Genomic DNA, 14,460 nt, shown 5'->3' with positions numbered 1-14,460 from the left:
ACTGGTCCGGCGCGAGTCCGAAGGCGTCGATATGGCCGTGGCTCGAGTAAGTGAACGAGCCGATGAACGGCACGGGCAGCGATACGACCATGTCATAGGTTTTGCCGTCGCTCGACCAGTGGATCGTGCCGGGCTGGTTGCGCACCCCGTTATAGAACGTGTCGTACTGCAGATCGCCCGAAGGCGGCACCGAGAATTTCACGCCCGAGTCGGCTTTTGTGGCCGCCGCGTGTGCGCTGGCAGCAGCGCTTGCCGCTGCTGCGGCGTTTGCTGCCGCCGCTGACGCCGCAGCTTGTGCCGCCGCGTTCGCCTCCGCCGCGGATGCTGCCTCGGCTGCGACGGCAGACGCCGCAGCGACTGCGGCTGCATGCTGCGTGGACGTCGCAGTGAGCACCCGCTCGCGCGGCTTGCTCGCCGCTGCCGTGGGCTTGGATTCAGCTGGTGCGGCTGGACGTGGCGCCGCTGCGGACGGTTGACGCTCGATTCGCTCGGGTGTCAGCAGCGCAATCTGCACGGGCACATGAGCCGTGTTCTCGGGCGTAAACGTCGTGCGATTGCGCTCGATCCACTGTGCCGCAATCCAATGCAGGCAAAGCACGACCGCGAGCACCGCAAGCCAGCGCCATGCCCGCGTGCGGCGCGGCACGGCGTGAGGCAGCGTGCGTTCGGAGCGGGTGACTGCGGAGGGAAACGACATCGAGCGGAGCGGTTCTACCGGATAAAAATGCGATGGAGCGCGTCGCGGCGGCGGGATGCCAGCGCCGGACGCAGTGAACGGGTTCGACAGGCAGGCCACTGCTGATGTTCCGTGGCGACGCTGTCGTTGTCTTACATCCTAACGCGGCGCGGGGCTATACCCCAGTTCGTACGACAGTTTGCGCGCACACTCGCGCAATGCCGTGTCGACTTCACCGTCCCAGCGGATATCGAAGGCGCCTTCGTGGCCGAGCGCGATCAGCCCGAGCGCGAGATCACCGGTCGAGTCGAAAACCGGCATGCAGAACGCGTGGATGGTCGCCAGCAGCGCGCCTTCGACGCGCGCGGCCTGGTGAGCGCGTACTTCCTCGAGCACACGCTCAACCTCTTCGTGCGTGCGCGGACCAACCGTCTGCGACGAGCGTCGCGAATCGGCCAGTTCACGCTCGATCACCGCCGCAGTCTTGCTGGCCGGCAGATAGGCGGCGAATAGAAGGCCCGTGGCCGAACCCAACAACGGCATCACGTCGCCGAGCTTGAGCGATGCCTTCGCCGGATGGCTCGACTCCATCCAATGCACGACCGTCGGTCCCTGGTTGCCCCACACGGCGATGCCTACCGTCAGATCGAGCCGGTCGCGCAGCTCCGCCAGCGCAATCCGCGCGAGCTTCACGCCGTCAACCCTCGCAAGCCGCGCCAGGCCCAATTGCAAGGCGAAGCCGCCCAGTTCATAACGTCCCGAAAGCGCGTCCTGCGCGACTACGCCGAGCCGCAGGAAGCTCACCAGATATCGATGCGCTTTCGCCGGGCTCATGCCCGCGCGTTGCGCGAGGTCGCGCAGCATCATCGCGCGCGGCTCGTGGGTCAGCACCTCGAGCAGGCGAAAGCCCACCTCGATCGACTGGATGCCCGAGCGCAGTTTCTCCTCGCCGGCGTCGGCGGTATCGTCGTCCGAAGCGTCGAGCGGATCGGCGGGTTCGGCGTCGGAGCGGGCAATTGAAGGCATAGGTAAGGCGCACGGAGCGCGAACGGTGCATCGAAACGAAGGGAGGCTGCGCGGCACGGTAAGTCGCGCAAACCGCGTCCTCCAACCGGCCTGTTTGGGGCAGGGCGATTCACCATCGTAGAATAGATTCCCTCTATCGTCACTAACACGGCCCATTCCTCCTATGAAACTTGCCACGCTGAAGGACGGCACGCGCGACGGCCAACTGATCGTCGTGTCGCGCGACCTGCAAACTGCGGCCATCGCCGATGCGATCGCGCCGACGCTGCAACGCGTCCTCGACGACTGGACCTTCTACGCGCCGCAACTGCAGGATCTGTACGACGCGCTCAACCAGGGCCGTGCACGCAACAGTTTTCCGTTCGGGGCCAAGGAATGCATGGCGCCGCTGCCGCGCGCGTTCCAGTGGGCCGATGGCTCGTCGTACGTGAATCACGTCGAACTGGTGCGCCGCGCGCGCGGCGCGGAAATGCCGCCGGAATTCTGGACCGATCCATTGATGTACCAGGGCGGCAGCGACGACTTCATTGGCCCGAAGGACGACGTGGTATGTGCTTCGGAGGACTTCGGCATCGACTTCGAAGCCGAAGTCGCGGTGATCACCACTGACGTGCCGATGGGCGCGAGCCCCGAGCAGGCGCTCAAGGGCGTGCGGTTGATTACACTCGTGAACGACGTCTCGCTGCGCAACCTGATCCCCGCGGAGCTGGCGAAGGGCTTCGGTTTCTTCCACGGCAAGCCGGCCACTTCCTTCGCACCGGTTGCCGTCACGCCCGACGAACTCGGCGAGCACTGGCGTGAAGGCCGCGTGCACCGTCCGATGATCGTCCATTGGAACGGCAAGAAAGTCGGCCAACCGGACGCCGGCACGGACATGGTGTTCCACTTCGGCCAGCTCATCGCGCATGCGGCGAAGACGCGCAACCTGCGCGCCGGGTCGATCGTCGGCTCTGGGACCGTCTCGAACAAGGATGCGAAGCGCGGCTACTGTTGTATCGCCGAGAAGCGTTGTCTCGAGACCATCGAGCATGGCGCACCGCAGACGGAATTCATGAAATACGGAGACACAGTGAAGATCGAGATGTTCGACGAAGCGGGCAAGTCGATCTTTGGTTCGATCGAGCAGGGCATTGCGCCGGTCGACGGCGCCCGTTGACGCGGCTCCGTTGCAGGCTCGTAAACCGGAGTTTCGACTCAGGCCTGCAGCGCGTTCGTTCAGCACAGTCAGGAGGGTTTCGCCCGATGCCGGCGCGCTCGGGCGCCGCTACACTGACTGACGCGCGGTGGCCCGCAGGCCAGCCCACGGCGGCAGCACAGCGTTGAGATTGACGCATCGATCTGCCGCGCTTCCGATCTACCGGACCAAGCGACCACCATGTCTCACGACTCACCGATCAACGATCCCGCTTTCTACTCGCATTACCGCTCGCTGCGACTGCGGCGGCATCCGCATGGCGTCCTCGAAGTCATCATGAGCGGTGAGGGTACGAACAAGAGTGGACTGGCCACCGCCGACGCGCGGATGCATTTCGAGCTCGCCGAAATCTGGCGCGATATCGACCGCGATCCGGACACGCGCGTCGCGGTGATTCGCGGCGAAGGCAAAGGCTTTTCGGCGGGCGGCGACCTGCAACTCGTCGAGCAGATGGCGACCGATTTCGAAGTCCGCACCCGCGTCTGGCGTGAGGCGCGCGACCTCGTCTACAACGTGATCAACTGCAGCAAGCCGATCGTCTCGGCCATGCACGGGCCTGCCGTAGGGGCGGGGCTGGTGGCGGGTTTGCTCGCCGATATCTCGATTGCGACGAAGAGCGCGCGCATCATCGACGGCCATACGCGGTTGGGCGTCGCGGCAGGCGATCACGCGGCGATCGTCTGGCCTTTGTTGTGCGGCATGGCGAAGGCCAAGTACTACCTGCTGCTGTGCGAACCGGTGAGCGGCGAGGAGGCCGAGCGGATCGGGCTGGTGTCGCTGGCCGTCGACGAACATGATCTGCTGCCCAAAGCATTCGAAGTGGCCGGGAAACTCGCGCATGGCTCGCAGACGGCGATTCGCTGGACCAAGTATGCGTTGAACAACTGGCTGCGCTCGGCGGGGCCCGCTTTCGATACCTCGCTCGCACTCGAGTTCATGGGCTTTGCCGGACCGGATGTGCAAGAAGGCGTGAGCTCGCTGCGTGAGCGCCGTGCGCCGGATTTCCACGGTGGCGGCGGCGCGCCGGGCGGGTCCACGGGACGCGGTTCATCCGGCGGGCATTCGGCCTGATCCACCTGACTTATGCGCGTGACAACCTCGTTGCGCGCGGTATGATCGGACGAAACGCGCGTGGTGGGACTGCGCCATTTCGATCCCCGTCTGCTGCGAGGAGAAAAACATGACCGATACACCTGGCTCCACGCCGCCCTTTCCCGGCTTTCCGGGTTTTCCGCCTGGCGAGATGATGGACCGCATGTGGGACATGATGCGGCTTACGCCATTCGGCTCCGCTTTCCCGGGTGCCCAGACAGGCGCGGCCCATGGCCTCGGACCGTCGCTGTCGATGATGTCCGACATGATGGCGCCGCTCACCAATGTCGAAGAGCTCGACAAGCGCATCACCGACATGCGTGCGGTCGAACAATGGCTCAAGCTGAATCTGAACATGCTGCAATCGGCGATTCAGGCGCTCGAAGTGCAGCGCGCCACGCTCGCGACGTTGCGGGCGTTTGGGGCCTTTGCACAGCAGTCGATGGCGCAGCCGGCTGCTGCTGCGGCTCAATCTCCGGCAGAAAAATCACGGCCCGAACCTGCCGCTGCAGCGCGTCCCGAAGCTGCCGGCGCAGCAGACGCCACGGAGCCGGAGGCGGGCGATAACGCGAACGCACCGGGTTTCGATGCGTCAGGCTGGTGGAATCTGTTGCAATCGCAGTTCAATCAGATCGCGCAGTTCGCAATGACGCAGCCGGCGGCTGCCGCAAACGCAGCATCTCCCACCGCCGATTCCCCGGCGCCAACGGGTAAAGCGAAAGCCGAAGCCTCCGCCGAACCGGCCGAAGGGCCCGCCGCTGCCAAGTCCACCGCAAAGGAACCAGCCGCGAAACGCGCGCCGGCAGGTGGCGCCGCGGCAAGTCGGCCGCGCCCCCCCAGAAAGACGCCTTCGCAACCCGAGTGAAGCGCTCCGGCGCGGGGTCTGGCGTGACTTCCGGCGCAATCCATAGCGTGTCCCGGGCATGCGGCTCGCATTAGTTCTGATGGGAGGCGGTGCACGCGCCGCTTACCAGGCGGGCGCGCTGCAGGCGCTTGCTGAGATCGCGCGCGAGGTGGCACCGGCGTCTCGCGCGTCGCCGTTCAGCGTGATCTGCGGCACGTCGGCTGGCGCGATCAACGCCACCTCGATTGCGAGCCATGCCGACGACTTCTCGCGTGGTGCGGACCGGCTCGTGCGTGTCTGGTCGGATATGCATGCGCATCACGTGTACCGCACCGACTGGTCCGGCGTCGTCGCCGCGGGTGCCCGCTGGCTCGCGGCGATGAGCTTCGGCTGGGCTGCGCGCCGTTCGCCGCGTGCGTTGCTCGATAACTCGCCGCTGGCTCGGCTGCTGAGCGACGCGCTCAGTTTTCGCCGCATCGAGCAGATGCTCGACACGCGCGCGCTGCATGCGCTGTCCATCACTGCGCTCAGCTATTCGTCAGGGCAACATCTGACTTTTTACCAGGCGAGCGAGCCAATCCAGGCCTGGCGGCGCGCGCAACGCACTGCGCGGATGGTTGAGCTCACGCCTGCCCATCTGCTCGCGTCGTCAGCGATTCCTTACGTGTTTCCCGCCGTGCCGCTGGAGCTCGATGGACATCACGAATACTTCGGCGACGGCTCGATCCGCCAGATCGCACCGCTTAGTCCTGCGATTCACTTCGGCGCGCACCGAATCCTCGTCATCGGCGCGGCGACTCCGCGACCGGAAGTGCCGGCGGACGGCCGCGACGACGCCTATCCTTCGCTTGCGCAGATCGGTCAGCAGGTGATGGCGAGCGTGTTTCTCGATGCGCTCGGCGCGGACATCGAGCGCATCGAGCACGTCAACCGGATGGTGTTGCATCTTCCCCACGTGGTCGAGCCGGAAAGCGGCTGGCGTCATATCGACGTGCTGGCGATTGCGCCGAGCGAGCGCATCGAGGTGATTGCGGCGCGTCACCTTCAGCGGCTGCCGCTCACGGTGCGTGGGCTGCTGGGTGCCGTGGGCGGCAACCGGGCGTCCGGGGCGTCGTTTGCCAGTTACCTGCTGTTCGAGAGTGAGTTCACGTGCGAATTGATCGAACTTGGGCGGCGCGACGCCTTTGCGAAACGCGCCGAGGTCGCGGCGTGGATCGCCGCCCCGGCGAGGGACGGCGCCTCCTGAAAGGCAGGATGCGAGGCAAGCTGCCACCACGGGATCAGGCAGGCCCAAGCAGACCTAAACAGGCTTCGTCACAAGCCGAACATGAATCTCAGCTACTTTGTTGAGAACGATCAAGGTAGCGAGCTCTTGTGGCCCTATGTAAGGAAGAGGTGTCAGGGCAGCGTGCTATCATGATGTAAGCTTGTTTGGCCCTTGGGCGTGCTCTGAAAACAACGAATCCGCCGCCCCGTAGTCACCGGTTGTCACAGGTTCGACCGGCGCGGGGCTGGATAACGGCTTCCATCTGGCAAGGCTGGACCGGTTGCGTTGGGCAGGTTCACGCACGGTTGGCCGTGCGGCGCGAGGCGTCGGTGTCCGCGCAGCACGAATGCCGCAGGACTTCTTTCCCGCACGGTGCGTCCGGGCGGCCGATTCCCGCGTAAAATTGAATGCTTGGCTCGTGAACGCGTGTGTTTCGTTCGCCGTTAGCAAGAGTTGCAAAAGACACAAACAGACGTCGCAATGCGCAGAACAGGGGTGGACTATGAACACCATGCTTTATCCGGAACTTTATAAATCGCTCGAATCCGTTCGATGGGACATGGAGAAAGACATTCCCTGGGACACGTTCGATGCATCGCTCTTGACCGATGAGCAGGCCGCAACGATCAAGATGAACGCGATCACCGAATGGTCTGCGTTGCCCGCAACGGAAATGTTCCTGCGCGACAATCATCACGACAGCGATTTCTCCGCCTTCATGAGCGTGTGGTTCTTCGAAGAACAGAAGCACTCGCTCGTGCTGATGGAGTATCTGCGTCGCTTCAAGCCGGAAATGTGCCCGACCGAAGAAGAGCTGCACGCGGTGCGCTTCGAGTTCGATCCGGCGCCTCCGCTGGAAACGCTGATGCTGCACTTCTGTGGCGAGATTCGCCTGAATCACTGGTATCGCCGCGCGGCCGAATGGCACACGGAACCGGTGATCAAGGCGATCTACGAAACCATTTCGCGCGACGAAGCGCGTCATGGCGGCGCCTACCTGCGTTACATGAAGAAGGCCATGACGAATTTCGGCGACGTCGCGCGTGCGGCGTTTGCGAAGATCGGCGTGCTGATGGCATCGGCGCGCCGTACGGAAAAGCCGCTGCACCCGACCAACCTGCACGTGAATCAGGCGCTGTTCCCGCGCGACACGATCCAGTCGCGCCTGCCCGATCCGGAATGGCTCGAACGCTGGCTCGACGAACAGATCCGTTTCGACGACGGCTGGGAAAAGAAGGTGGTGGAGCGCATCCTGCACAACCTGTCCATCCTGTTCGAGCGCACCTTCAATACGGCGCAGGAATTGAACCGCTATCGCAAGGAAGTGGTGGCGCGTTTGCAGGCCGACCAGAGCTCGGCTGAACAGCCGGCCTGACGGCGCGCGTTGATCGTTGGCGCGAGGCGTCAGTGACCCGTAACGCATGAGTTGACGGCCCGACAGGTGCAAGCCTGCCGGGCCGTTTTGCATGATTTCTCTTTTCTTTGATTTCCCCATGGCCGCCACTTTCGAACGCAAGCTCACGACCCGCGATGCCCTGGCGCAGCTGCGCCCCTCGTTCACCGGACCGGTGGTGTTCACGAACGGTGTGTTCGACATCCTGCACCGTGGACACGTGACCTATCTCGCCGATGCGAAGTCTCTTGGCGCCTGCCTGATTGTTGGCGTAAACAGCGACGCGTCGGTGCGCAGGCTCGGTAAGGGCGATGACCGGCCCATCAACAACGAAGGCGACCGGATGGCCCTGCTCGCGGCGCTGGAAAGCGTCGATTGGGTGGTGTGCTTCGAAGAGCAGACGCCGGTGTCATTGATCGAGGCGCTGCATCCCGATGTCCTCGTCAAGGGCGGTGACTACGATATGGACAAGCTTCCGGAGTCGGCGCTGGTGCGCGGCTGGGGTGGCCGTGCGCTGGCAATCCCGTTCGAGCACGACCGCTCGACGACCGCGTTGCTCAAGAAGGTCCGCGCTCAGGGCTGAGGGGTGAGGCTACTGCCCCAGCTCTGACGCTGCTATGGCCGGCGCCGGGGCGGGTCCGCCGACCACGGCGAGATCCGCCGCCTCGGCGGCCGAGACCGGCTGCACCTTCAACAACTCCGGATGAAGCTGGCGATTCAGGTGATTCGACTCGCGCGCGCCCGCAAGGGGAATCGGCCCGAACGCGCCGCGTACCGTCGCGAACGCGACCAGGTTGGCAAGAAACAGAATAGCGATCAGCCAGCGCAGCATCGTTGGAGTCTCCGTCTAAAGGGTGCGGCCTGCGTTCATGGCGAAGCTCAGTGGTGCCCGGCCGGTGCGCCTTCGGCGGCAATCAGCGCGAGGCCGGACAACACGAGTGAATCGTGACGAGTATGCGGTACTTTGAGGGCGGCTGTCACTTCATCGAGGGCGCCGCCGCCCACCACCAGGCGCACGGGTACCCCCCACGCCTCCTGCAGGTCGCTCCACATCCGCTCGATCAACCCGGCCTGCGCAAGCGCGCAACCTGCGGAGAGCGAGCGCGGGGTATCCGTGGCGAAGAATGGGCCGCGGCGCGGTCGGCTGCTTTGCGATTGATCGCCGCCTGTGGCCGTGCGCGCGCTGGGCGTCAGCAGACCGCGGGCCGCGTTGGCATCGAGCGTGGGCAGTTGCGCGGTGTGCTCACCGAGCGAGCGCATCATCAGTGACCAGCCTGGTGCGATCAGGCCGCCGACGAATACGCCGTCGGCGCGCAACGCCTCCAGGGTCGTGGCCGTGCCGAACGTGGCGATCAACAACGGCTCGCCTGGAAATGCTGCGTGCGCACCGATCAGGCCGGCCCAGCGGTCGCTGCCGAGCGCGGAAGGTGTCGTATAGCCGTTGGTCACGCCGCATTGCTGCTCGCGGGCGCGAATGGTTGTGCGCGGCAAGCCGGGCCAGTGGGCGTCCAGCAAGGCGGCAAGACGTTGCGCGACCACTTCGCCGGCCACGTTGGAAAGCCATGCGCTGGCGGGGTGCGGCAGGGTTGACCAGTCGGGCTCGTCGGCGCGGGCGGTTGAAGCAGCCGAGGCCGAAACTGAGGATGCGCTGGACGTAGTCGAAGCAGCAGAACTCACCGAAGCACCCACGCCCGATCCGCCATGCGCAAACGCACCCGCATGACTCTGCGAGCCATCGGCCTGCACCAGCGCCCACTTGACGCGGCTATTGCCGGCGTCGATCAGCAGAAAAGGCGCGCCGCTCATGCGGCCCCGTCGGCGAGGCGCAACGAGACGTCGCCGGTCGCAATGGCCTGGCGTCCCGATGGCGTGTCGAGCAACAACTGCCCGAGTTCGTCGACGCCCGCTGCCACACCGCGCGTCACTTCGACTCCTTGTTCGAGCAGCACCACTTCGCGGCCCGCATAGGCATGGCAGGCGTTCCAGCGAGGCTGGAACGGCTCGAAGCCGTCCTCGGCGAAGCGTTTGAGCGCCGGTTCGAGCGCGTTCAATTCGGCCGCGAGCGTGTCGGTCAGATTGGCGTTGGGCAGCGCCCGCGATAGCGCGGTCGGCACGGTGCCGCGCGCCTGCGGCGGTATGCCTGCGTTCAGTGCGCCGACCTTGGCGGCCAGTTCCTCCGCGCCCTTGACGTTGGTGCCGATACCGATCACCACGGCGCTTGCGTAGTCGGTGCTCCACGCCGTTTCGATCAGGATGCCGGCCAGCTTATCGCCTTCCAGCAGCACATCGTTGGGCCATTTGAGCGCGATCTGGCCAGGTCCCGCGACCGGCAGCGAGCGCAGTCCGTCCACCAGCGCCACGCCCACCGCCAGACTCAGGCCGGCGAGTTCTTCGAGCGGCCGCGGCAGCACGCAGGCCACCGAAAACAGCAGCGCATTGCCCGGCTCCGCATACCATGTGCGTCCGCGCCGGCCGCGGCCGGCTGTCTGCAGATAGGCGACCCGTACGATCGGCCGAGGCAGCGCATTCGAGCGGCGCGGCAGTGCCTTGACGCGCGCCATCAGGTCGGCGTTGGTCGAGCCGGTTTCCTCGACGATTTCGATCGGCCAGTCTTGCGCGTGAGCACCGAACAGCGCGATGGCGCGCTCGCGGTCGATGCGCCAGTCGCCCGATGGGCCGGCTTGGGATGAGGTCTTGGAGGCGTTCATGCCGCATATTGTAGCGACAGGGGACGCGCGAGAACCACTCGAAGCGCAGTCGCACCTCTGCTGTGCGCCGCGTTCGCTACAATGGCCCCTGATCCGACAACCAGAATCCCGCGATCCTTGAACTACGACACTCCGCCCGGCCTTGAAGTCGCGGCAGGCAGCCAAGGCAAGATCGTCCGGCTCTCCGGCCAGTGGACGGCGCTCGCGCTTGCGCGCGACCGCGCCACCGGCAAGGTCGTGCCCCGTCTGCGCTCGCTGATCGGGGCCGAGGGGATGCACTGGGATCTATCGCGCATCGAGCGCATGGATCACGTCGGCGGCCAGGCGTTGTGGCGCGTCTGGGGCCACAAGTTGCCGCCGCAACTGGTTGAACTGAACGACACCCAGCGCGACATTTTCAATCGCATCGCCTTGCTCGATTCCGTGCGTGAGTCGCCTGAGCCAGTGGTGAAGTTCGATCCGTTCACCCGGCTCGGTCTCGGGCTGTTCTCCTTCTTCGAGCATCTGTACGGCGGCATTGCCATGCTCGGGCGCGTCGTGCTCGATCTGCTGGCGATCGCGCGCAATCCGAAGATTACGCCGTGGACGGAAATCTCGGCCAACATCTACAACGCGGGAGCAAGAGCGCTGCCCATCACCGCGCTGGTCGCGTTCCTGATCGGCATCGTGTTGAGCTATCTGTCCGCGCAGCAGTTGCGGCTCTTCGGCGCGAACCAGTACATCGTCAACATTCTGGGCCTGTCGGTGATTCGCGAACTCGGGCCGGTGCTTTCGGCGATTCTGGTGGCCGGTCGCTCGGGTTCTGCGATCACCGCCCAGATCGGCGTGATGCGCGTCACCGAAGAACTCGATGCGATGCGCGTGATGGGCATCCCACACGGTCTGCGCCTGATCCTGCCGCGCGTGCTGGCGCTCGGCGTGGCGATGCCGCTGCTCGTGATGTGGACCAACATTGTCGCTCTCGCCGGTGGAGCGCTCGCGGCACAAGTCGTGCTGGGCATCGACATGGGTTATTTCTTCCGTGCGCTGCCGAGCGTGGTGCCGATCGCGAACCTGTGGATCGGCCTTGGGAAAGGCGTGGCGTTCGGCATGCTGATCGCGATCGTCGGCTGTCATTTCGGCTTCCGTATCAAGGCGAATTCGCAAAGCCTCGGTGAGGGCACGACCACCTCGGTAGTGTCCTCGATCACCATCGTGATCCTCGCCGACGCGGTGTTCGCGATCCTGTTCCAGAACGTGGGGCTCGGATGAGCGCGCCGCTTGCCCAATCTGTGCGCGGCCAGCCGCTGCCCTCGATCGCCGAGCCGGTGATCGAGGTGCGCGATCTGACCAAACGCTATGGCCGTAACATCGTGCACCAGCACCTGAACTTCGAGGTGCGGCGGGGCGAGATCGTGTCGATCGTCGGCGGCTCGGGCTCCGGTAAGACCACGCTCGTGCGGCAGATTCTCGGCCTCGAAAGGCCGTCCTCCGGCACGATCAAGCTGTTTGGCGAGGATCTCGCGACCATCTCGCCTGACACTGCACTGCTGATGCGCAGCCGCTCTGGCATGCTGTTCCAGCGCGGCGCGTTGTTCTCTTCGTTATCCGTGTTCGACAACATCGCACAGCCGCTGCGCGAGCTCGGCAAGATCCCCGAGGACCTGTTGCGCGACATCGTCATGCTGAAGCTCGAGATGGTCGGCCTGCCGTGCAAGAATGCATCGAAGATGCCGTCGGCGCTGTCGGGCGGGATGATCAAGCGGGTGGGCATTGCTCGCGCAATCGCACTCGAACCGGAACTGCTGTTTCTCGATGAGCCGACTGCCGGCCTTGATCCACAGGCGTCGGACGAGTTCGTCGAACTGATCAGCACGCTGCATCGTGCGCTTGGCCTGACCGTCGTGATGGTGACGCACGATCTCGACACCATGGTCGCGCTGTCGACCCGCGTCGCTGTGCTGGCCGACCGCAGGGTGCTGGTCGCGGCCCCGGTGGAGGAAGCCGCGGGTGTCGATCATCCGTTTATCCGCGAGTACTTCCTTGGTCTGCGCGGCCGCCGCGCGCTGCAGGCGTTGCCGCCGGAGCGCCGCGCGAAGCTGCCGGCCGCGGCGCTCGAACCCGCATCGTCCGAATTGCCGCTGTGAAAGAGGGAATCTGAAATGGAAAACAAATCACATGCGTTCTGGGCTGGACTCTTCACGGTGGTGCTGCTGGTGGCGATCGCGGCGACGGTGTTTCTGTTCAAGGTCGACCGTTCGGTGCGCGTGCCGTACGACCTGATCGCGCACACCAACGTCACCGGGCTCTATACGGACGCCGCGGTGCGCTATCGCGGTCTCGACGTGGGCAAGGTGGCGTCGATCAAGTTCGACCGCGACCATCCTGGGCAGATCCTGATCCGCATTCTGGTCGACACGCACGCGCCGATCACGCACTCGACCTTCGGCAGCCTCGGGTTTCAAGGTGTGACAGGCCTTGCGTTCATCCAGCTCGACGATACGGGGCGCGATATGACGCCGATGGCGTCGTCGGAAAAGCAGGTTGCGCAACTGCCGATGCGGCCGGGCCTGCTTGACCAGTTGCAGCAGCGTGGCGACATCCTCCTGCGCAAGCTGGAACGTATCACGGACGACGTCAACGACACGCTGTCGCCGCAAATGCGCGAACAGTTGCTGGCCACGGCGGCAAGCCTGCAGCACGCCGCCGACGGCGTGACGACACTGACGAAGCAGATGCAACCGGCCGCGGGCAAGCTGCCGCAAACGATCGACGAGCTGAATCGCACGCTCGCCTCGACCAATCAGTTGATTACCGGCCTGAACCGGCCGGACGGTCCGTTCGAATCCAACCTGAACAAGGTCGGCACGGCGGCGCAGCAGGCTGGTGATGCACTGACCTCGATGAATACGTCGGTGCAGGAGCTGTCGGCGCGCGTCGGTTACGACACCTTGCCGCGCGTCAATTCGTTGGCTGACGATGTGCGTTCCGCCGCGCGTTCGGTGGATCGCGCCGCCGACATGTTCAGCACCAGTCCGCGCAGTGTGCTGTTCGGCGCGCCGGCCGCTGCGCCGGGCCCGGGTGAGCCCGGATTTTCGTGGCCCACAGGCAACACTGCAAAGTGATCTGAAAGGAAGAATGTCATGGCACGCTCGCTTTCCAGTCTGCTTCATCGTTCGCTTTACGGGTCGCTTTACAGCCCGCTTTATAGTCCGCTTTATAGTCCACCTCGTAGCGCGACGCTTCGGCCAACTCACCGTGTGCGCTCCGCTGGCGCTGCGCTCGCCGTCGCGCTCGCCTTCGGCGGGCTGGGCGGCTGCGCGGGCAACCCTGCGGTGCACGCCGACGCCCGCTATGACTTTGGGCCGCCCCCGCAGGTGGCCACCTCGGGTCCGATGCCGGCTGTCAAGGTGCTCGACGTGACCGCCCCCGCGACGCTGGCTTCGGACAAGTTGGTCTACCGCTTGAGCTACGCCGACGCGCAGCAGACCGCGTCATATGCGGACAGCCACTGGACCATGGAGCCGTCCGCATTGCTCACCCAGCGTCTGCGCGATGTGCTGTCGCAGCGCGGCACGGTGCTGACCGGCTCCGACGTCGTGCGTGCACCGGTGCTGAGGGTGGAGTTGAATCAGTTCGAACAGGTTTTCGACAGCCAGACGCAAAGTCATGGCGCCGTCGCGGCGCGCGTGACTTTGACGCAGAGCGGCAAGGTTGTCGCGCAGCGCAGCTTCATCGCGCAGGCGCCGGCCAGTTCGGCCGACGCGGCTGGCGGCGCGCGAGCGCTCGCCACGGCAAGCGACGATCTGGTGGCGCAGATCTCCGCGTGGTTGAGCACCCAGGCGCTGGTAGCAGGGCAGTGAGCGGCTCGCCCGGGCGCGTAATTTGCGCTGGGGCTTAATGCGGCCGAACAGCGCAGGCATGAACAGCGGGCCCCGGCCCCCCTCGCTATAATCGTCCTACTACAGGCGCGCCGCGGTGCATGCACACGCTGGCTGCCATCGAGCCTCCCCTGATACGGCCTCTCCCCCGGACACCATGGACTCTTTCTACAAGTACCACGTCTTCTTCTGTCTCAACCAGCGCGATCCTGGCGCTGAGCGTCCGAGCTGCGCGAATTGCAACTCCCAGGCCATGCAGGAGCATGCGAAAAAGCGCGTGAAGCAACTGGGCCTCGCGGGCCCGGGCCAGGTGCGGATCAACAAGGCAGGATGCCTCGACCGCTGCGAGGAAGGCCCGGCGCTTGTGATCTATCCGGAAGGCACGTGGTACACGTACGT

At 65.1% G+C, this 14,460-nt stretch carries 15 protein-coding genes and 1 pseudogene; 11 read left to right on the top strand and 5 right to left on the bottom strand.

Features of this window, described 5'->3' with window-relative positions; genetic code table 11:
• Window positions 1-697 (bottom strand): annotated as a pseudogene (locus M0954_RS14970) (DUF3108 domain-containing protein); the annotation flags it as partial.
• 138 nt (window positions 698-835) lie between these two features.
• A complete protein-coding gene (locus M0954_RS14965) occupies window positions 836-1,702 on the bottom strand; it encodes an IclR family transcriptional regulator (protein WP_297354030.1) in 867 nt (288 codons plus the stop codon).
• 163 nt (window positions 1,703-1,865) lie between these two features.
• Here M0954_RS14965 and M0954_RS14960 point away from each other — a divergent pair, with 163 nt between their 5' ends.
• From M0954_RS14960 to rfaE2, 6 genes are all read left to right on the top strand, one after another.
• Window positions 1,866-2,858, top strand: a complete 993-nt coding sequence (locus M0954_RS14960) for a fumarylacetoacetate hydrolase family protein (protein ID WP_297354028.1) — start codon at window positions 1,866-1,868, stop codon at window positions 2,856-2,858.
• Between the two features lie 219 nt (window positions 2,859-3,077).
• Window positions 3,078-3,968 carry an enoyl-CoA hydratase/isomerase family protein gene (locus tag M0954_RS14955; RefSeq protein WP_297354026.1) on the top strand — a complete coding sequence of 297 codons (891 nt, stop codon included), beginning with the start codon at window positions 3,078-3,080 and terminating at the stop codon, window positions 3,966-3,968.
• A gap of 109 nt (window positions 3,969-4,077) precedes the next feature.
• Window positions 4,078-4,854 (top strand): PhaM family polyhydroxyalkanoate granule multifunctional regulatory protein, encoded by a 777-nt coding sequence (locus M0954_RS14950; RefSeq protein WP_133892720.1) that lies wholly within the window; start codon window positions 4,078-4,080, stop codon window positions 4,852-4,854.
• Window positions 4,855-4,912: 58 nt separating this feature from the next.
• Entirely contained in the window at window positions 4,913-6,079 is a 1,167-nt protein-coding gene (locus tag M0954_RS14945; RefSeq protein ID WP_297354024.1) for a patatin-like phospholipase family protein, read from the top strand.
• A 523-nt stretch (window positions 6,080-6,602) separates the two neighbouring features.
• The gene (locus M0954_RS14940) at window positions 6,603-7,475 is read left to right on the top strand and encodes a ferritin-like domain-containing protein (protein WP_122153238.1); all 873 of its coding nucleotides are present in this window, start codon (window positions 6,603-6,605) and stop codon (window positions 7,473-7,475) included.
• A gap of 118 nt (window positions 7,476-7,593) precedes the next feature.
• Window positions 7,594-8,076 carry a D-glycero-beta-D-manno-heptose 1-phosphate adenylyltransferase gene (rfaE2, locus tag M0954_RS14935; RefSeq protein WP_297354022.1) on the top strand — a complete coding sequence of 161 codons (483 nt, stop codon included), beginning with the start codon at window positions 7,594-7,596 and terminating at the stop codon, window positions 8,074-8,076.
• Between the two features lie 9 nt (window positions 8,077-8,085).
• Here the strand turns inward: rfaE2 and M0954_RS14930 are convergent, their stop codons facing one another.
• Genes M0954_RS14930 through M0954_RS14920 form a run of 3 tightly spaced genes read right to left on the bottom strand, consistent with a single transcriptional unit; the run spans window position 8,086 to window position 10,201 of the window.
• Window positions 8,086-8,325 (bottom strand): hypothetical protein, encoded by a 240-nt coding sequence (locus M0954_RS14930; protein ID WP_122153240.1) that lies wholly within the window; start codon window positions 8,323-8,325, stop codon window positions 8,086-8,088.
• 47 nt (window positions 8,326-8,372) lie between these two features.
• Window positions 8,373-9,299, bottom strand: coding sequence for a type III pantothenate kinase (locus M0954_RS14925; protein WP_297354020.1), 927 nt, complete (start codon window positions 9,297-9,299; stop codon window positions 8,373-8,375).
• A complete protein-coding gene (locus M0954_RS14920) occupies window positions 9,296-10,201 on the bottom strand; it encodes a biotin--[acetyl-CoA-carboxylase] ligase (RefSeq protein WP_297354017.1) in 906 nt (301 codons plus the stop codon). Before M0954_RS14920 ends, M0954_RS14925 begins: the two co-directional genes overlap by 4 nt.
• 117 nt (window positions 10,202-10,318) lie before the next feature.
• Here M0954_RS14920 and M0954_RS14915 point away from each other — a divergent pair, with 117 nt between their 5' ends.
• The 5 genes from M0954_RS14915 to M0954_RS14895 all read left to right on the top strand — a co-directional run.
• On the top strand, window positions 10,319-11,452 hold the full coding sequence (locus M0954_RS14915; RefSeq protein ID WP_122153243.1) for an ABC transporter permease: 1,134 nt from the start codon (window positions 10,319-10,321) through the stop codon (window positions 11,450-11,452).
• Window positions 11,449-12,327, top strand: coding sequence for an ABC transporter ATP-binding protein (locus M0954_RS14910; RefSeq protein ID WP_297354015.1), 879 nt, complete (start codon window positions 11,449-11,451; stop codon window positions 12,325-12,327). Before M0954_RS14915 ends, M0954_RS14910 begins: the two co-directional genes overlap by 4 nt.
• A 15-nt stretch (window positions 12,328-12,342) precedes the next feature.
• Window positions 12,343-13,305, top strand: a complete 963-nt coding sequence (locus M0954_RS14905; RefSeq protein ID WP_297354013.1) for an MlaD family protein — start codon at window positions 12,343-12,345, stop codon at window positions 13,303-13,305.
• 18 nt (window positions 13,306-13,323) lie between these two features.
• A complete protein-coding gene (locus tag M0954_RS14900) occupies window positions 13,324-14,043 on the top strand; it encodes an ABC-type transport auxiliary lipoprotein family protein (protein ID WP_297354011.1) in 720 nt (239 codons plus the stop codon).
• A gap of 175 nt (window positions 14,044-14,218) precedes the next feature.
• Window positions 14,219-14,460 (top strand): (2Fe-2S) ferredoxin domain-containing protein (locus M0954_RS14895; RefSeq protein WP_297354009.1); only part of this gene is annotated, 242 nt, incomplete at its 3' end.

The sequence above is a fragment of the Paraburkholderia sp. genome (assembly GCF_026225065.1).
In the GTDB taxonomy this organism is placed as follows: Bacteria; Pseudomonadota; Gammaproteobacteria; order Burkholderiales; family Burkholderiaceae; genus Paraburkholderia.
This window is presented reverse-complemented; position numbering and strand designations above follow the sequence as displayed.